The 13,833-nt window shown below is 68.7% G+C and carries 15 protein-coding genes; 8 read left to right on the top strand and 7 right to left on the bottom strand.

What is annotated here, in order from left to right; genetic code table 11:
- Window positions 1-7 precede the first annotated feature (7 nt).
- Together AC07SQ_RS22065 and AC07SQ_RS22070 are read left to right on the top strand one after the other, a co-directional pair.
- Window positions 8-823 carry a crotonase/enoyl-CoA hydratase family protein gene (locus AC07SQ_RS22065; RefSeq protein ID WP_159274740.1) on the top strand — a complete coding sequence of 272 codons (816 nt, stop codon included), beginning with the start codon at window positions 8-10 and terminating at the stop codon, window positions 821-823.
- A gap of 47 nt (window positions 824-870) precedes the next feature.
- Entirely contained in the window at window positions 871-2,229 is a 1,359-nt protein-coding gene (locus AC07SQ_RS22070; protein ID WP_495272824.1) for a serine hydrolase domain-containing protein, read from the top strand.
- 27 nt (window positions 2,230-2,256) lie between these two features.
- On the opposite strand, the gene AC07SQ_RS22075 is transcribed toward AC07SQ_RS22070, so the two are convergent.
- A complete protein-coding gene (locus tag AC07SQ_RS22075; protein ID WP_062478816.1) occupies window positions 2,257-3,042 on the bottom strand; it encodes a type III pantothenate kinase in 786 nt (261 codons plus the stop codon).
- 134 nt (window positions 3,043-3,176) lie between these two features.
- Between AC07SQ_RS22075 and lysM the strand changes: the two genes are divergently transcribed.
- Window positions 3,177-3,638 (top strand): peptidoglycan-binding protein LysM, encoded by a 462-nt coding sequence (gene lysM / locus AC07SQ_RS22080; protein WP_062478819.1) that lies wholly within the window; start codon window positions 3,177-3,179, stop codon window positions 3,636-3,638.
- A gap of 19 nt (window positions 3,639-3,657) precedes the next feature.
- On the opposite strand, the gene AC07SQ_RS22085 is transcribed toward lysM, so the two are convergent.
- Window positions 3,658-4,611 (bottom strand): AraC family transcriptional regulator, encoded by a 954-nt coding sequence (locus AC07SQ_RS22085; RefSeq protein WP_495272825.1) that lies wholly within the window; start codon window positions 4,609-4,611, stop codon window positions 3,658-3,660.
- Between the two features lie 129 nt (window positions 4,612-4,740).
- Between AC07SQ_RS22085 and AC07SQ_RS22090 the strand changes: the two genes are divergently transcribed.
- Complete coding sequence (locus tag AC07SQ_RS22090; RefSeq protein WP_062478823.1) at window positions 4,741-5,013, top strand: DUF4242 domain-containing protein; 273 nt, start codon at window positions 4,741-4,743, stop codon at window positions 5,011-5,013.
- 15 nt (window positions 5,014-5,028) lie between these two features.
- On the opposite strand, the gene AC07SQ_RS22095 is transcribed toward AC07SQ_RS22090, so the two are convergent.
- Window positions 5,029-5,439 (bottom strand): rhodanese-like domain-containing protein, encoded by a 411-nt coding sequence (locus tag AC07SQ_RS22095; RefSeq protein WP_139700445.1) that lies wholly within the window; start codon window positions 5,437-5,439, stop codon window positions 5,029-5,031.
- A 218-nt stretch (window positions 5,440-5,657) separates the two neighbouring features.
- Between AC07SQ_RS22095 and AC07SQ_RS22100 the strand changes: the two genes are divergently transcribed.
- From AC07SQ_RS22100 to AC07SQ_RS22110, 3 genes are all read left to right on the top strand, one after another.
- Window positions 5,658-6,767, top strand: a complete 1,110-nt coding sequence (locus AC07SQ_RS22100) for a TRAP transporter substrate-binding protein (protein WP_062478828.1) — start codon at window positions 5,658-5,660, stop codon at window positions 6,765-6,767.
- Window positions 6,768-6,883: 116 nt separating this feature from the next.
- The gene (locus AC07SQ_RS22105) at window positions 6,884-7,552 is read left to right on the top strand and encodes a TRAP transporter small permease subunit (protein WP_492737137.1); all 669 of its coding nucleotides are present in this window, start codon (window positions 6,884-6,886) and stop codon (window positions 7,550-7,552) included.
- Window positions 7,549-9,486, top strand: coding sequence for a TRAP transporter large permease subunit (locus AC07SQ_RS22110; RefSeq protein ID WP_495272826.1), 1,938 nt, complete (start codon window positions 7,549-7,551; stop codon window positions 9,484-9,486). Before AC07SQ_RS22105 ends, AC07SQ_RS22110 begins: the two co-directional genes overlap by 4 nt.
- Before the next feature lie 14 nt (window positions 9,487-9,500).
- Here the strand turns inward: AC07SQ_RS22110 and AC07SQ_RS22115 are convergent, their stop codons facing one another.
- From AC07SQ_RS22115 to AC07SQ_RS22125, 3 genes are read right to left on the bottom strand one after another with little or no spacing between them, the layout of a single operon-like run.
- A complete protein-coding gene (locus AC07SQ_RS22115) occupies window positions 9,501-9,941 on the bottom strand; it encodes a DUF6691 family protein (RefSeq protein WP_487847432.1) in 441 nt (146 codons plus the stop codon).
- Between the two features lie 15 nt (window positions 9,942-9,956).
- Window positions 9,957-10,397: a YeeE/YedE family protein gene (locus AC07SQ_RS22120; RefSeq protein ID WP_307581853.1), complete on the bottom strand. Its 441-nt coding sequence runs from the start codon at window positions 10,395-10,397 to the stop codon at window positions 9,957-9,959.
- Between the two features lie 2 nt (window positions 10,398-10,399).
- Window positions 10,400-10,723 (bottom strand): ArsR/SmtB family transcription factor, encoded by a 324-nt coding sequence (locus AC07SQ_RS22125; protein ID WP_369645473.1) that lies wholly within the window; start codon window positions 10,721-10,723, stop codon window positions 10,400-10,402.
- A 106-nt stretch (window positions 10,724-10,829) separates the two neighbouring features.
- On the opposite strand from AC07SQ_RS22125, the gene AC07SQ_RS22130 reads away from it, so the two are divergent.
- Complete coding sequence (locus AC07SQ_RS22130) at window positions 10,830-11,741, top strand: MBL fold metallo-hydrolase (protein WP_495272827.1); 912 nt, start codon at window positions 10,830-10,832, stop codon at window positions 11,739-11,741.
- A 12-nt stretch (window positions 11,742-11,753) separates the two neighbouring features.
- On the opposite strand, the gene AC07SQ_RS22135 is transcribed toward AC07SQ_RS22130, so the two are convergent.
- Entirely contained in the window at window positions 11,754-13,784 is a 2,031-nt protein-coding gene (locus AC07SQ_RS22135) for a PEP/pyruvate-binding domain-containing protein (protein WP_495272828.1), read from the bottom strand.
- Window positions 13,785-13,833: the final 49 nt, after the last annotated feature.

Here is a 13,833-nt window from a genome sequence, read left to right on the forward strand (position 1 = left end):
CAACGCCATGACCGCCACCCCCACCACCCCGCCCGCCGAAGGCTGCATCGACACCCAGGTGCTCGACCACGTGCTGCTGATCGGCATCAACCGCCCCGCCAAGCGCAACGGCTGGACGCCGCCGATGTTCAAGCAGCTGGCCGAGGCCTACACGCGGCTGGACGATGACCCGAGCCTGCACGTGGGCGTGCTGCATGCCTTCGGCGACCACTTCACGGCGGGCCTGGACCTGCCGGCGGTCACCGAGTACATGAAGCGCGGCGAGAAGGCGATTCCGGCCGGGCTGGTGGAGCCGCACGACTTCGGCCTGGAGGGCTACCGCCGCCGCACCAAGCCGATGGTGGCGGCCGTCAAGGGCATCTGCTTCACGGTGGGCATCGAGCTGATGCTGGGCGCCGACATCGTGGTGGCGGCCGACAACTGCCGCTTCTCGCAGATGGAAGTGCAGCGCGGCATCATGGCCACGGGCGGCGCCACGCTGCGCATGGCCGAGCGCGCGGGGCTGGGCAACGCAATGCTGCACCTGCTCACGGCCGACGAGTTCGGCAGCGCCGAGGCCTATCGCCTGAACTTCGTGCAGAAGGTGGTGCCGGCCGGCCAGGAGCTCGACGCGGCGCTGCAGATCGCGCAGCGCATCGCGGCCCAGGCGCCGCTGGCCGTGCAGGCCACGCGGCTCAACGTGCTCAAGGCGATCGAACACGGGCCGCTGGCGGCCGTGGCGGAATTCATCGAGACGCAGAAACGCCTGTCGAACAGCGAGGACGCGGCCGAGGGCGTGCGCTCCTTCATCGAGCGCCGGCCTGCGCGGTTCAGCGGCCGCTGAGGCTGTTGATTTCCATTCCGTTTCTGTCGTCCACTGGAGCCCGTTGCATGCCCTCTTCTTCTGTGTCGTCGTTTCTCTTCTTTCAACGCACGGCGCTGGCCGCCGCCTTCACCCTTCTTGCCGTGAACACCAGCCTCGCCCAGACCCCGCCGGCGCCCGCGCTGCCCGATCCCGCCGCCACCTCGGTCGAGGCGCTGGGCTGGATGCAGGGCTTTCCGCCGCCGCCCGACAAGCAGATCACCTTCGACAACCCGGTCGGCGGCGTGTACCCGCGCATCCGCTGGAGCTTCTCGCACGTGCGCGAGACGGTGCCCACGGCCAACGTGTGGCGCGGCCCCGGCGCCGCCAGCCCGCTGCCGGCGGCCAAGCCCCGCTTCGACATCGAGGCCGTGCGCTTTCAGCCCATGGGCGGCGGCGAGGCGCAGACCTTCAGCCAGATGATCGCGCGCACCTACACCGACGGCATCCTGGTGCTGCACCGCGGCCAAGTGGTCTACGAGAAGTACTTCGGCGCGCTCACGCCCGAGCGGCCGCACCTGGCGATGTCGGTCACCAAGTCGTTCGTGGGCACGCTGGCGGCCATCCTCGCCAACGAGGGCACGCTCGACCCGTCGGCGCCGGTCACCAAGTACCTGCCCGAGCTCAAGGACACGGCCTACGGCGACGCCACCGTGCGCCAGGTGATGGACATGACCATCGGCGTGCGCTACTCCGAGAACTACGCCGACCCGAAGGCCGAGGTCTGGGACTATGCGCGCGCCGGCGGCATGCTCACCCAGGGCGCCAACTACACGGGCCCGAAGTCGTTCTACGAATTCCTGGCCACGCTCAAGAAGGAAGGCACGCACGGCGACGCCTTTGCCTACAAGACGGTCAACGCCGAGGTGCTGGCCTGGATCGTGCGCCGCGCGTCCAACCGCTCGCTGGCCGACCTGCTCAGCGAGAAGATCTGGCGCCGCATCGGCGCCGAGCAGGACGCGTATTTCATGGTCGACCGCATCGGCACCGAGTCGGGCGGCGGCGGCCTGAACACCGTGCTGCGCGACATCGCACGCTTCGGCGAAACGCTGCGCAACGGCGGGCGCGCGCCCAACGGGCAGCAGGCGATCGCCAAGGCGGTGGTCGACGACATCCAGCGCGGCGCCGACCCGGCGAAGTTCGCAAAGGCGGGCTACGCGCTGCTGCCGGGCTGGAGCTACCGGAACATGTGGTGGGTCTCGCACAACCCGCACGGCGCGTACATGGCGCGCGGCATCCACGGCCAGAGCATCTATGTCGATCCGAAGGCCGAGATGGTGATCGTGCGCTACGCCGCGCACCCGATCGCCGCCAACGCGGGCAATGACCCGCTCACCCTGCCCGCCTTCCAGGCCATGGGCGAGGCGCTGATGAAGCCCGAGCCCTGATGAGGCGGTGAGAAGAAGGAAGACGGGTCAGCCGGCCGCCGCCGGGGCCCGTGCCTTCGCGATGACGAGCAGGCCGTCCATGATCAGGCTCTCGACCAGTTCGAAGTCCCCGTTCATGGCGGGCGCCATCTTCCAGCCCGCGCCGCCGGTCATGAAGCAGGCCGGCTCGGCGCCGCAGTGCGAGCGCACGTGCTGCACCATGCGCTCGACCGCCCCCGCGATGGCGTAGGTGCCGCCGCTGGTCAGCGCGTCGCTGGTGTTGGTGGGAAATTCGCGCACCTCGCCGGTGGGCACGTGCAGGCCCGCCGTGCCCGACTCGAGCGCGCGCAGCATGATGCCGTGGCCCGGCAGGATGAGGCCGCCCAAAAACTTGCCGCTGGCATCGATCGCCTCGACGGTGACGGCCGTGCCGATCAGCACCACCACCATCGGCCGCTCGGGCCCTTGCGACAGCATGCGGTGGCGCGCGCCGATCATGGCCACGAAGCGGTCGGCGCCCAGCCGCGTCGGATGGTCGTAGCCGTTGACGATGCCGGCCTCGCCCGCGCTCGACACCACCCAGCGCGGGGCGCAGTCGAAGCGTTCGGTGATCTGCTCTTCGGCGCGCCGCCGCAGCGTGTCGCCGGCCACGACGCAGCCCAGCATGGAACCGGGCGCCGGCAGCTCGGCCCAGGGGCCGTCGGCCAGGCGTTCGATGTGGTCGAGAAACTCGGCACCATGGGCCTGCAGTGCCGCACCGGGGAAGGCCCCCTCGTAAAGCGCCCACTTGAGCCGGGTGTTGCCGATGTCGATGGCGAGGAAGGGGGAAGACATGCGCGCGATTATTGCGACTTTGTTGTTATTCCTGCTGGCGCCTCTTTGACAGTCGCGGCGCGGGCCTACGCGGAGGGCCCCGGTTCCACCGCTACATTCGCCTTTTCCATCCACCACGGCACAAGGAGAAAACCATGGGATTGCTCAGCTTCATCAAGGAAGCCGGTGAAAAACTGTTCGGCGGTTCGTCGGCCCAGGCGGCCACGCCCGATGCGAACACGGCAGCTGCCGCGGCCATCAAGACCTACATCGAGACCCAGAACCTCGGCCTCACCGGACTGGAAGTGACCTACACCGCCAGCAGCGGCGTCGTCACCCTCGCGGGCCAGGCGCCCTCGCAGGAAGCCAGCGAGAAAGCCGCGCTCGCCGCGGGCAACGTGGCCAACGTGACGAGCGTGGACAACAACCTCGTCGCCCCGGCCGCGCCGCCCGCCCAGTACCACGACGTGGTGCGCGGCGACACGCTCTCGGCCATCTCGAAGAAGTACTACGGCGACGCCAACAAGTACAACGCGATCTTCGAGGCGAACAAGCCGATGCTGTCGCACCCCGACAAGATCTATCCGGGGCAGAAGCTGCGCATTCCGGCGCTCTGATCACCGCAACGGCGCCTCGCTAGGCGCCGTTGTGCCGCCAGGCCCCTGGCGACACGCCGTACTCGCGCTTGAACGCGCGGTTGAAAGCGGCTTCCGATTCGTAGCCCACGCCTTCGGCGATGCGCGCCAGGTTGCCCTGGTCCTTGCGCAGCATGCCGGCGGCCAGGACCATGCGCCAGCGCGCCAGGTAATGCATGGGCGGCGCGCCCACCAGTTCGGTGAAGCGGTCCGCCAGCACGCTGCGCGAGATGTGGGTTTCCTGCGCCAGCGCGTCGACCGTCCAGTTGCGCGCGGGCTCGGCGTGCATCAGCGCCAGGCAGCGGCTCACGTGCGGGTCGCGCAGGCCCGCCAGCCAGCCCGGGTTGTTGGCCGGCATGGATTCGATGTAGCCGCGCAGCACTTCGGTGAACAGCACTTCCGCCACCTTGGCGGCCACCATCTCCGAACCGGGCGTGTGCGAAGCCGCATCCCCCAGGACGAAGTTGACCGACTGCTCGATCCACGGGCCCGCCGGCCTGCTGCGCAAGGGCGTGGTGAACAGGCGCGGAATGTTCGCCATGACAGGGTTGGGCGCGTCGCCTTCGTACGCGAACCAGCTGCACACCAGCAAGGTGCGGTCGCCCTGGCCGCCGTAGCGCACGCGCGCCAGTTCGGGCGCTCGCGGGCTCACCACATGCGACATGTCCACCGCCGCATGCTGCAGGCCGCTGCCCAGCACATGCGAATCGCCATGCGGCGCGGCGATCACGTCGCCGGCGTGCGCGCGCACCGGCGCCTCGCCTTCGACCTGGGCCCAGCATTCGCCTTGCAGCACGAGGTGGCAGATGGCCAGGCGCTGTGCGCCGGGCCTGAGCACCTGCGCGATGTCCGCGCCCCTGGGTACCTTGAAGCACCAGGGTGCATACATGTCCCCGTTCAGGAACAGCGCGCCCTCCAGGCGGATGGTCCGCAGCACGTCCGACAAGACATCCATGGTCACCTCCCGGCAAGCGAGGGCGGGGTTTCGGACAACAAGTCCGGCGAGACGGGCAATACAGGACGGCTTCGCGTCGGCACCATCGATCCTGGTCGCCTTCGACCGATTCTAGACAGGAGTACCGCCATGCCCAAGTTCGTCATCGAGCGAGAGATTCCCGGCGCCGGCCAGTTCACCGCGGCGGACCTGAAAGCCATCTCGCAAAAATCCTGCGGCGTGCTCAGCAGCATGGGCACCGACATCCAGTGGATCCACAGCTACGTGAGCGACGACCGGATCTACTGCGTCTACCAGGCCACCGACGAGGCCCTGGTGCGCCGGCACGCGGAGCTCGGTGGCTTCCCGGCCAACCGCGTGGACCGGGTGTACAGCGTCATCGACCCGGCCACGGCCGAGTGAGGCGGGCAGCGCGCTCTAGTTCTGGCGCCAGGGCAGCCCGCGCTTGCGCCAGCCGCCGGTCAACCCGCGGTGCCCGTTCTCGTCCGGGTTGCCCTCGAAGCCTTCGAGGATGTTGTAGGCCTGCGCGCCCAGCTCGGTCGCCCGCTTCGCCGCGGCGATCGAGCGCACGCCGCTGCGGCACAGCAGCACCAGCTTCTTGCCGCCCTCCGCGGCGGCACGCACGCCGTCGTCGAACGCCGGGTTGATCGCCATGCCCGGCCACTGCTTCCAGGCCAGCGGCACGGCGCCGGGCACGTAGCCGACCCACTCGCGCTCGGCGTCGGTGCGCACGTCCACCAGCACGGCCTCGCCGCTCGCCATCCACTGCGCCGCCTGCTCGGGCGTCACGTCGCCGGCGTAGCCTTTTTCTCCAACGGGTTCACTCATGGTTGCTTTCTCTCTCGAATCTCTAGGGTAAGCCCGGAGCCTTTGGCGACTGCGGGCGATCGATCTGCACGCCGGATGATGGAATTTTTCACCGGTTCGTGAAAACCCTGTTTGTCACAAGGTGTGGCGCGCCAAAGATGGCGGTCGCGGCCAGTCGAAACCATAACGTGAAGACGACGGCCTGGGTGTTCCGGTCAGAGAACTATATGGAGAGACACATGACAGACAGCAAATCGCCCCGCCGTCGCAGCCTTCTCAAGGGCGCGGCGGTGGCCGCAGGCGCGATGTCCGCGCCGATGGTCAGCATGGCCCAAACCACGTCGCTGCGTTTCCAGAGCACCTGGCCAGCCAAGGACATCTTCCACGAGTACGCCAACGACTTCGCCAAGAAGGTGAACGACATGGCGGGCGGGCGCCTGAAGATCGAGGTGCTGCCCTCGGGCGCCGTCGTGCCCGCCTTCCAGCTGCTCGAGGCCGTGAACAAGGGCACGCTCGACGGCGGCCACGGCGTGGTGGCCTACCACTACGGCAAGAACTCGGCGCTGGCGCTGTGGGGTTCGGGCCCCGGCTTCGGCATGGACGCCAACACCGTGCTGGCCTGGCACAACTACGGCGGCGGCAAGGCGCTGCTCGACGAGATCTACAAGAGCCTGAACATGGAAGTGGTGTCGTACCTGTACGGCCCCATGCCCACCCAGCCGCTGGGCTGGTTCAAGAAGCCGGTGGCCAAGGTCGAGGACATGAAGGGCCTGAAGTTCCGCACCGTGGGCCTGGCCGTGGACATGTTCACCGAGATGGGCACCGCGGTGAACCCGCTGCCCGGCGGCGAGATCGTGCCTGCGCTGGACCGCGGCCTGATCGACGCGGCCGAGTTCAACAACGCCTCGAGCGACCGCGTGCTGGGCTTCCCCGACGTGGTGAAGAACTGCATGCTGCAGAGCTTTCACCAGTCGGGCGAGCAGTTCGAGGTGCTGTTCAACAAGGGCAAGTACAGCGCGATGCCGCAGGAGCTGCGTTCCATCATCGACTATGCCGTGCAGGCCGCCAGCGCCGACATGAGCTGGAAGGCGGTGCAGCGCAACTCGCAGGACTACGCCGACATGAAGAAGGCCGGCATCAAGTTCTACAAGACGCCCGACGCCGTGCTGCGCGCGCAGCTCGCGGCCTGGGACAAGACGGTGGAAAAGAAGGCCGGCGAGAACCCGCTCTTCAAGAAGGTGCTGGAGTCGCAGCGCGTGTTCGCCGAGCGTGCGCTGCAGTGGCAGAACGACTATGGCGTCGACTTCAAGATGGCCTACAACCACTACTTCGGCAAGAAGAAAAGCTAACCCCCAGTCTTCGCGCACTTCGTGTCGCTTCGCCAACCCCCTTTCAGGGGGCAACACCTGTGGCCCGGCAAAGCCGGTTCCACGGTGTTTCTGGAATGGGCCCCGCCCATCACAACATGACCATCCAACGCCTCCTCCACGCCGTCGACCGGTTCAGCATGCTGGTGGGCAAGACCTTCTCGTGGCTCATCGTCGCGCTGATGCTGCTGGTGTGCGGCGAGGTGTTCAAGCGCTATGCGCTGAACGCGCCCACGGCCTGGATCTTCGATGCCAACAACATGCTGTACGGCACGCTGTTCATGATGGGTGGCGCCTACACGCTCTCGCAGGCCGGCCATGTGCGCGGCGATTTCTTCTACGGCAGCATGAAGCCGCGCACGCAGGCCGCGCTCGACCTCGTGCTGTTCGCGGTTTTCTTCCTGCCCGGCGTGGTGGCACTCACCTGGTCGGGCTGGACCTACTTCGGTGAATCGCTCGCGATGCGTGAACAGACCTTCAACGCCGACCCGATTCCGGTGTACCCCTTCAAGTTCGTGATTCCCGTGGCCGGCGCGGTGCTGCTGGTGCAGGGCCTCGCCGAGATGGTGCGCTGCGTGCTGTGCCTGAAGACCGGCGTGTGGACGCCGCGCCTGAAAGACGCCGAAGAAATGGACGTGGTCGGCGACCAGCTTGCCAGCAGCAGCTACGTGAACGAAGCCGACAAGCGCGAGGTGATCGAGAAGGCCCACGCCATCGAACAGGCCGCGCAGCAGCGCAAGAGCGACACGACGGGAGGCGCGGCATGAGCGAACCGGCACTCGGCCTGCTGATGCTGGGCCTGATCGTCTTCGTGATCATGCTCGGCTTTCCCACGGCGTTCACGCTGATGGGCCTGGGCATGTTCTTCGGCTTCATCGCCTTCTACGACCCCGCCTCGCCCTGGCTCGACAACAAGGTCTTCGACCTGATGGTGCAGCGCGCCTTCGGGGCCATGACCAACGAGACGCTGCTGTCCATTCCGCTCTTCGTGCTCATGGGCTACGTGATGGAGCGCGGCGCGCTGGTCGACAAGATGTTCCACAGCGTGCAGCTCGCCTTCCGCCGCGTGCCAGGCTCGCTGGCGGTGACCACGCTCATCGTGTGCACCTTCTGGGGCATCGCGAGCGGCCTGGTGGGCGCCGTGGTGGTGCTGATGGGCGTGATCGCGATGCGCCCGATGCTCAACGCAGGCTACGACACGCGCCTGGCAGCCGGCGTGATCACGGCCGGCGGCACGCTGGGCATTCTCATTCCGCCCTCGGTGATGATCATCGTGTACGCGGCCGTGGCCGGGCAGTCGGTGGTCAAGCTCTATGCGGCGGCGATGTTCCCGGGCTTCTTCCTCGCCCTGCTGTACCTGATCTACGTGATCGGCTGGGCCGTGCTGCAACCGAAGGTGGCGCCCAAGATGCCGATCGACCAGCAACGCGCACCGATCACGCCGTGGGTGGCCCATCTCGCCGCCAGCTACTCCCCGCGCATGCTGCCCGCGCTCGCCGCGGCCGTGGTGGCGCCGGGGCGTGCCTTGCGCGGCGCGGTCGAAGGCGTGCGCCTGAGCTGGTGGATGCTGCTGCGAGGCCTGCTCAGCGCGCTGGTGCCGCTGGCGCTGGCCGCGGTCACGCTGGGCTCGGTGTGGTGGTACGTGACCATCTACTCGCAGAAGGACAACAACGCGGCCGCCCCGGTGGCCACGCAGCAGGCGACGCAGAAGACCGGCGAGCCCGCAGCCGCCGCGCCGGCCGTCGCCGAGCCGTCCGGCACCGGTCTGGCCGAGCCGCCGAGCACCGACGAACCCGCGAACACCACCGAAAGCAGCGGCCTGCAGGAGCCCCCCGGCGGCGTCGAGGAGCCTCCGGGCAGCGAGCCCGCCGCAGCCCCTGCCAGTGAAGGCGGCCTGCAGCAGCTGGGCGACGCGGTCGAGGCACCCAAGACCGCCGCGGTGCCCGATGCCTTCTACACCGGCTTCTGGGTGGCCTGCCTCTTCACGCTCGCGCTGCTGGGCTGGTACTACTGGCGCATGGACGCGGAGCAGTTCGAAATTTTGCGCATGCTGGTGTCGTCGGTGATGCCGCTGGCCACGCTCACGCTGGTGGTGCTGGGCGTGATCCTGTTCGGCATCACCACCGCCACCGAGTCGGCGGCGGTCGGCGCGGCCGGCGCCTTCCTGATGGCGTGGCAGGCCGGCACGCTGAACTTCAAGAAGATCAAGGAGGCGGTGTTCCTCACGCTCAAGACCACCTCGATGGTCTGCTGGCTGTTCGTGGGCTCGGCGCTGTTCTCGGCGGTGTTCGCGCTGCTGGGCGGCCAGCGCATCGTCGAGGAGTGGGTGCTGAGCATGAACCTCAGCCCGCTGCAGTTCCTGCTGCTGTCGCAGGCGATCATCTTCGTGCTGGGCTGGCCGCTGGAGTGGACCGAGATCATCGTGATCTTCGTGCCCATCTTCCTGCCGCTGCTGGCGCACTTCCAGATCGATCCGCTGCTGTTCGGCGTGCTGGTGTTCGTGAACCTGCAGGCGGCGTTCCTGTCGCCGCCGGTGGCGATGTCGGCCTTCTACCTGAAGGGGGTGTCGCCGCCGCACGTGACGATCAACCAGATCTTCGCGGGGATGATGCCGTACATGCTGATCGTCATCCTGTGCATGGTGTTCATGTACATCTGGCCGGGGCTGACGCTGTGGCTGCCGCAGTACCTGTACGGCTGAACGCGCGCGCCTTCTCAGGCTGAGGCCGGGCGCCGCGCGAAGCGGCGGCGCTCGAGCAGCTCGAACAGGCCCATGCCCAGCAGCATGGCGCCCACGAAGACCAGCGCCTTGACCTCGCCCGTGCCGAGCGAGACCAGCGCGGGCCCGGGGCAGAAGCCCGCGATGCCCCAGCCGACGCCGAACAGCAGGCTGCCGCCGACCAGGCGGCGGTCGATGTGGCGCAGGCTGGGCAGCGCGAGCGGCCCACCGAGCAGCGACTCCTTGCGACGGCCGGCCAGCAGGAAGCCGACGGTGCTCACCGCCACCGCGCCGGCCATCACGAAGGCGAGCGACGGGTCCCAGGCCCCGCCCACGTCAAGAAAACCCAGGATCTTGGCCGGGTTGGCCATGCCGGAGACGATGAGGCCGAGCCCGAAGACAAGGCCGGCGAGCAAGGAAGCAATGGCGGTCCACATGGCAGGTCTCCCGGTTCACGACAGGTTGAGCAGGTGGCGCATCACGAACACCGTGGCGACCCCTGCGGCGATGAAAGCCAGCGTGGCGGCCAGCGAACGCGGCGAGCGCCGCGCCAGCCCGCACACGCCGTGGCCGCTGGTGCAGCCCGCGCCGTAGCGCGTGCCCACGCCCACCAGCAGGCCGGCCAGCGCGAGCGTGCCGTAGCCCGCGTCGATCTGCGCCGCAGGCAGCACGGCGAACAGCCCATACACGAGCGGTGCGCCGACCAGCCCGAGCACGAAGGCCGCGCGCCAGGCCATGTCGCCCTTCATGGGGCGCAGCAAGCCGCCCAGCACGCCGCTGACGCCGGCGATGCGGCCGTTGAGCAGCACGAACATCGCGGCGGAAAGACCGATGAGCACGCCGCCGGCCAGTGCGGCCCAGGGCGTGAAATGAGGCCAGTCGATGGTGGGCATCTTCAGTTCTCCTTCGGGCAGTAGAGGCGGTACAGCACCGCCAGGATCTCGAGCAGGGCCGGGTCGGCCACGCGGTAGTAGATGTTCTTGCCCTCGCGGCGGGTGTCCACCACGCCTTCGGTGCGCAGCACCGACAGCTGCTGCGACAGGGTGGGCTGGCGGATGCCCAGCGTGCTCTCGAGGTCGCTCACGCACATCTCGCCCTGCGAGAGCTGGCACAGCAGCAGCAGCCGGGCCTCGTGGGCCAGCAGCTTGAGCACGGCGACGGCCTGGCCGGCGGCGCTGCGCAGCAGTTGGGGGTCGATGGCGTGGGTCGAGGTCTTCATGGGGGGATGACAGTTCGCGAAATAACATTATATTAATTCATATAATATTTGTCGCTTGATTGATTGAATGAGTGCCTGGCCTCCAGGCACCGCAGAAGGAGCGCCGATGACCCCGACCCCCATGCCCCCACGCGCCACCACCCAGGCCTTCTTCGATCCCGCGACGGGCACGGTGTCCTACGTGGTCTGGGACCGTGCGACGAAGCGCGCCGCCGTCATCGACCCCGTGCTCGACTACGACTTCCGCTCCGGCCACACCGACACCGCATCGGCCGACCGCCTGCTGGCGTACGTGCGCGCGCAGGCCCTGCAGGTCGACTGGATCCTGGAGACCCACGCGCACGCCGACCACCTCTCGGGCGCGCGCCATGTGCAGTCGCAGGCCGGCGGGCGCATCGCCATCGGCGAGCACATCCGCACGGTGCAGGCCACCTTCCGCAGCCTCTACAACCTGGAACGCGACTTCCTGCCCGACGGCAGCCAGTTCGACCACCTGTTCCGGGACGGCGAGCGCTTTCACATCGGCGAGATCGAGGCGCAGGCCCTGCGCGTGCCCGGCCACACGCCGGCCGACATGGCCTACCTCGTGGACGATGCGGTCTTCGTCGGCGACACGCTCTTCATGCCCGACCTGGGCAGCGCGCGCGCCGACTTTCCGGGCGGCGACGCGCGCGAGCTCTACCGCTCGATGCGCCGGCTGCTCGCGCTACCGCCCGAGACCACGCTGTACGTCTGCCACGACTACCCACCCGCCACGCGCGAGCCGCGCTGGCAGAGCACGGTGGCGCAGCAGCGTGCCCACAACATCCACGTGCGCGACGGCATCGGCGAAGAGGAGTTCGTGCGCATGCGCACCGCGCGCGACGCCACGCTCGAAGTGCCGACGCTGATCCTGCCGTCGATGCAGGTCAACGTGCGCGGCGGCCGCCTGCCGCCACCCGACGACAACGGCGTGGCCTACCTGCGCATTCCGCTGAACACACTGCCGGGCCACCGCCCGCGTGCCGCGCCGGGCTGAGGCCTGCGTGAACTAGCGCCGCCGCTCCACATACGGCCGCGCCTGCAGCAGCACGATCTTGTCGCCCACCGTCGCCCACTCGATGTCCTGGTCGACCGCGTTGAACGTGCGCTTCACCGCCGCGCCCACGGCGGCGAGCCGCACCACCAGCTCGTCGGTCAGCACGTGGCGGCCGACTTCCACGGGCACTTCCTTCACGCCGCCGTCCTTGTCCAGCTGCAGCGCCGTCTCTTCGGCCGAGCGGCTGAGCACCTGGATGGCTTTCGACCAGCTCGAGTACATCACCTGCTCCGCCACGCGCTTGCCCTCGACCACGCGGATGCCGATGCCGCGCTTGGCCGAGATGTAGGTGACGTGCGGGTGGCCCGCGTCGAAGGGGTCGCGCGTGATCATCACGCCAGCGTTGGTCGAGTCGATGGCGGTCTGCACGAACACGCCCATCAGCACCGATTCGGCACCGAAGCCCGCGGCGCTGCGCGCCTCCCAGGCCTCGGGGTTGAACACCGAGGCCCACACTTTCTTCACCGCGAGCTCGAGCGCGTCGCCGGTCTTCACGTTGGGCACCGTCGTGTAGAGCCCCGCGCCGCTGAAGCCCGGCAGGTCTTCCGAGTTGGACGAGCTGCGCACGAACACGCCGCCCCCGCCCAACTGCGCCTGCCACGCCGCGCGCCAGGCCGCCGCAGTGGCGGGCTCGACGGGCCATTGCACGATCTCGTCGCGCAGCTGCGCCAGCGCCTTCTGCCGCACCTGCGGGTCGCCCGCGAAGCCGGGCTGCTGCTGCATGCGCGCGATGCGCTCGGCCAGCCCGTTCGACCGCATGAAGCGGTCGTAGTGCGCGAACGGTATGCAGAAGCCGTCGGGCACGGTGGTCGAGGGAATGCGCGCGGCCAGCACCGCGCCGAGGTTGGCCGCCTTCGAGCCGCATTGCACGCTGTGGCGCGCGCGCAGCGAGGCCAGCGGCAGCAGGCGCGTTTCGCGCAGGTCCGGCTTCGCGGCCTTGCTGCCGGGCAGCGCGCTGGTGGCGGCGGCACGCACGGCGCGCGGCGGCAGCGCGGCGATTTCTTCCGCCGTGAGGCGGCGCAGCTGGTAGCCCGAGGCCGCCACCTTCAGCGCCACCCACTGACCCGCGTGCGCCTTCAGCACCGTGGCGGCATCGCGCACGTAGGCGTTCGGAATGCCCCAGCCCTTGGCCAGCAGGTTGACGTGCGACAGCGCCGTGGACGGCCGCTCGGTCAGCACGCCGGCCACCGGTGGCAGGTTGATCGGCACCTCGCGCAGCACGGCAATGTCGTCGGGCAGCAGCGCATTCAGGCCCGAGGCGTCGTTCACGATGCGCACGCGGCCCGTGGCCGTGCCCAGGTTCATCGGCAGGAAGGGCTGTTCGCGGATCAGCGCCTCCTGGCTCACGAAGTCGATGCCGGCCTCCTTCGCGATGCGCTCGTGCAGCGTGGAGTTCGTCTTAAACTTCACCGGCGCGAAGAAGCTGGCCTTCACCTGCGCCTCGGCCCCGCGCAGCAGCGGCACCGTGAGCCGGTCGCCTTCCCAGAACTCGTAGGTGAAGGTGCCGATGTTCTGTTGCCAGCTCAGCGTGCCGAACAGGAAGCGGCGGTCGGGCACAAGGTAGTTGCGGTCGATCTCGCGCTTGACCGTGTTCGGCGTGAGCCGCGTGTCGCGCAAAAAGCGCACATGCAGCTGGAAGCGCGGCGTGTCGATGTAGTGCATGCGCGCCGGTTTGGCCTGCCGGTCGATCGCGAACAGCACATGGGCCAGCTGCATCGGCGTGCCGGCGTCGTAGACGCGCGCCAGCGTGTCGAAATCGCCCTGGCTGCGCAGTGCCGGCAGCGAGGCGGGCACGGCGGGGCGCGGCACGAGTTGCGCGGCGGGCCCTTCGGGCTGCGACTGGTTCTGTTGCTGGTAGTACGACGGCTTGCGCGCGAGCTGCGCGCCGGCCGGCGCGACGGCCGTCGCGCACAGCGCCAGGACCGGCAGCCACGCCAGTGCCGCGCCGTCCTTTTTCTTCTGCCTGTTGGAATCGTTCTTCATGGGGCCCCTCCCTCATTGCCGACAAGCGCGAATTCTCGCTGGCGGCCCG

The organism is Variovorax sp. GW821-FHT06D12 (genome assembly GCF_059419205.1).

What these genes read in the sequence shown, in the direction of transcription:
- AC07SQ_RS22065 (WP_159274740.1), top strand. Translation starts at nt 8, where the DNA reads ATGACCGCCACCCCCACCACCCCGCCCGCCGAAGGCTGCATCGACACC.
- AC07SQ_RS22070 (WP_495272824.1), top strand. Translation starts at nt 871, where the DNA reads ATGCCCTCTTCTTCTGTGTCGTCGTTTCTCTTCTTTCAACGCACGGCG.
- AC07SQ_RS22075 (WP_062478816.1), bottom strand. Translation starts at nt 3,042, where the DNA reads ATGTCTTCCCCCTTCCTCGCCATCGACATCGGCAACACCCGGCTCAAG.
- lysM (WP_062478819.1), top strand. Translation starts at nt 3,177, where the DNA reads ATGGGATTGCTCAGCTTCATCAAGGAAGCCGGTGAAAAACTGTTCGGC.
- AC07SQ_RS22085 (WP_495272825.1), bottom strand. Translation starts at nt 4,611, where the DNA reads ATGGATGTCTTGTCGGACGTGCTGCGGACCATCCGCCTGGAGGGCGCG.
- AC07SQ_RS22090 (WP_062478823.1), top strand. Translation starts at nt 4,741, where the DNA reads ATGCCCAAGTTCGTCATCGAGCGAGAGATTCCCGGCGCCGGCCAGTTC.
- AC07SQ_RS22095 (WP_139700445.1), bottom strand. Translation starts at nt 5,439, where the DNA reads ATGAGTGAACCCGTTGGAGAAAAAGGCTACGCCGGCGACGTGACGCCC.
- AC07SQ_RS22100 (WP_062478828.1), top strand. Translation starts at nt 5,658, where the DNA reads ATGACAGACAGCAAATCGCCCCGCCGTCGCAGCCTTCTCAAGGGCGCG.
- AC07SQ_RS22105 (WP_492737137.1), top strand. Translation starts at nt 6,884, where the DNA reads ATGACCATCCAACGCCTCCTCCACGCCGTCGACCGGTTCAGCATGCTG.
- AC07SQ_RS22110 (WP_495272826.1), top strand. Translation starts at nt 7,549, where the DNA reads ATGAGCGAACCGGCACTCGGCCTGCTGATGCTGGGCCTGATCGTCTTC.
- AC07SQ_RS22115 (WP_487847432.1), bottom strand. Translation starts at nt 9,941, where the DNA reads ATGTGGACCGCCATTGCTTCCTTGCTCGCCGGCCTTGTCTTCGGGCTC.
- AC07SQ_RS22120 (WP_307581853.1), bottom strand. Translation starts at nt 10,397, where the DNA reads ATGCCCACCATCGACTGGCCTCATTTCACGCCCTGGGCCGCACTGGCC.
- AC07SQ_RS22125 (WP_369645473.1), bottom strand. Translation starts at nt 10,723, where the DNA reads ATGAAGACCTCGACCCACGCCATCGACCCCCAACTGCTGCGCAGCGCC.
- AC07SQ_RS22130 (WP_495272827.1), top strand. Translation starts at nt 10,830, where the DNA reads ATGACCCCGACCCCCATGCCCCCACGCGCCACCACCCAGGCCTTCTTC.
- AC07SQ_RS22135 (WP_495272828.1), bottom strand. Translation starts at nt 13,784, where the DNA reads ATGAAGAACGATTCCAACAGGCAGAAGAAAAAGGACGGCGCGGCACTG.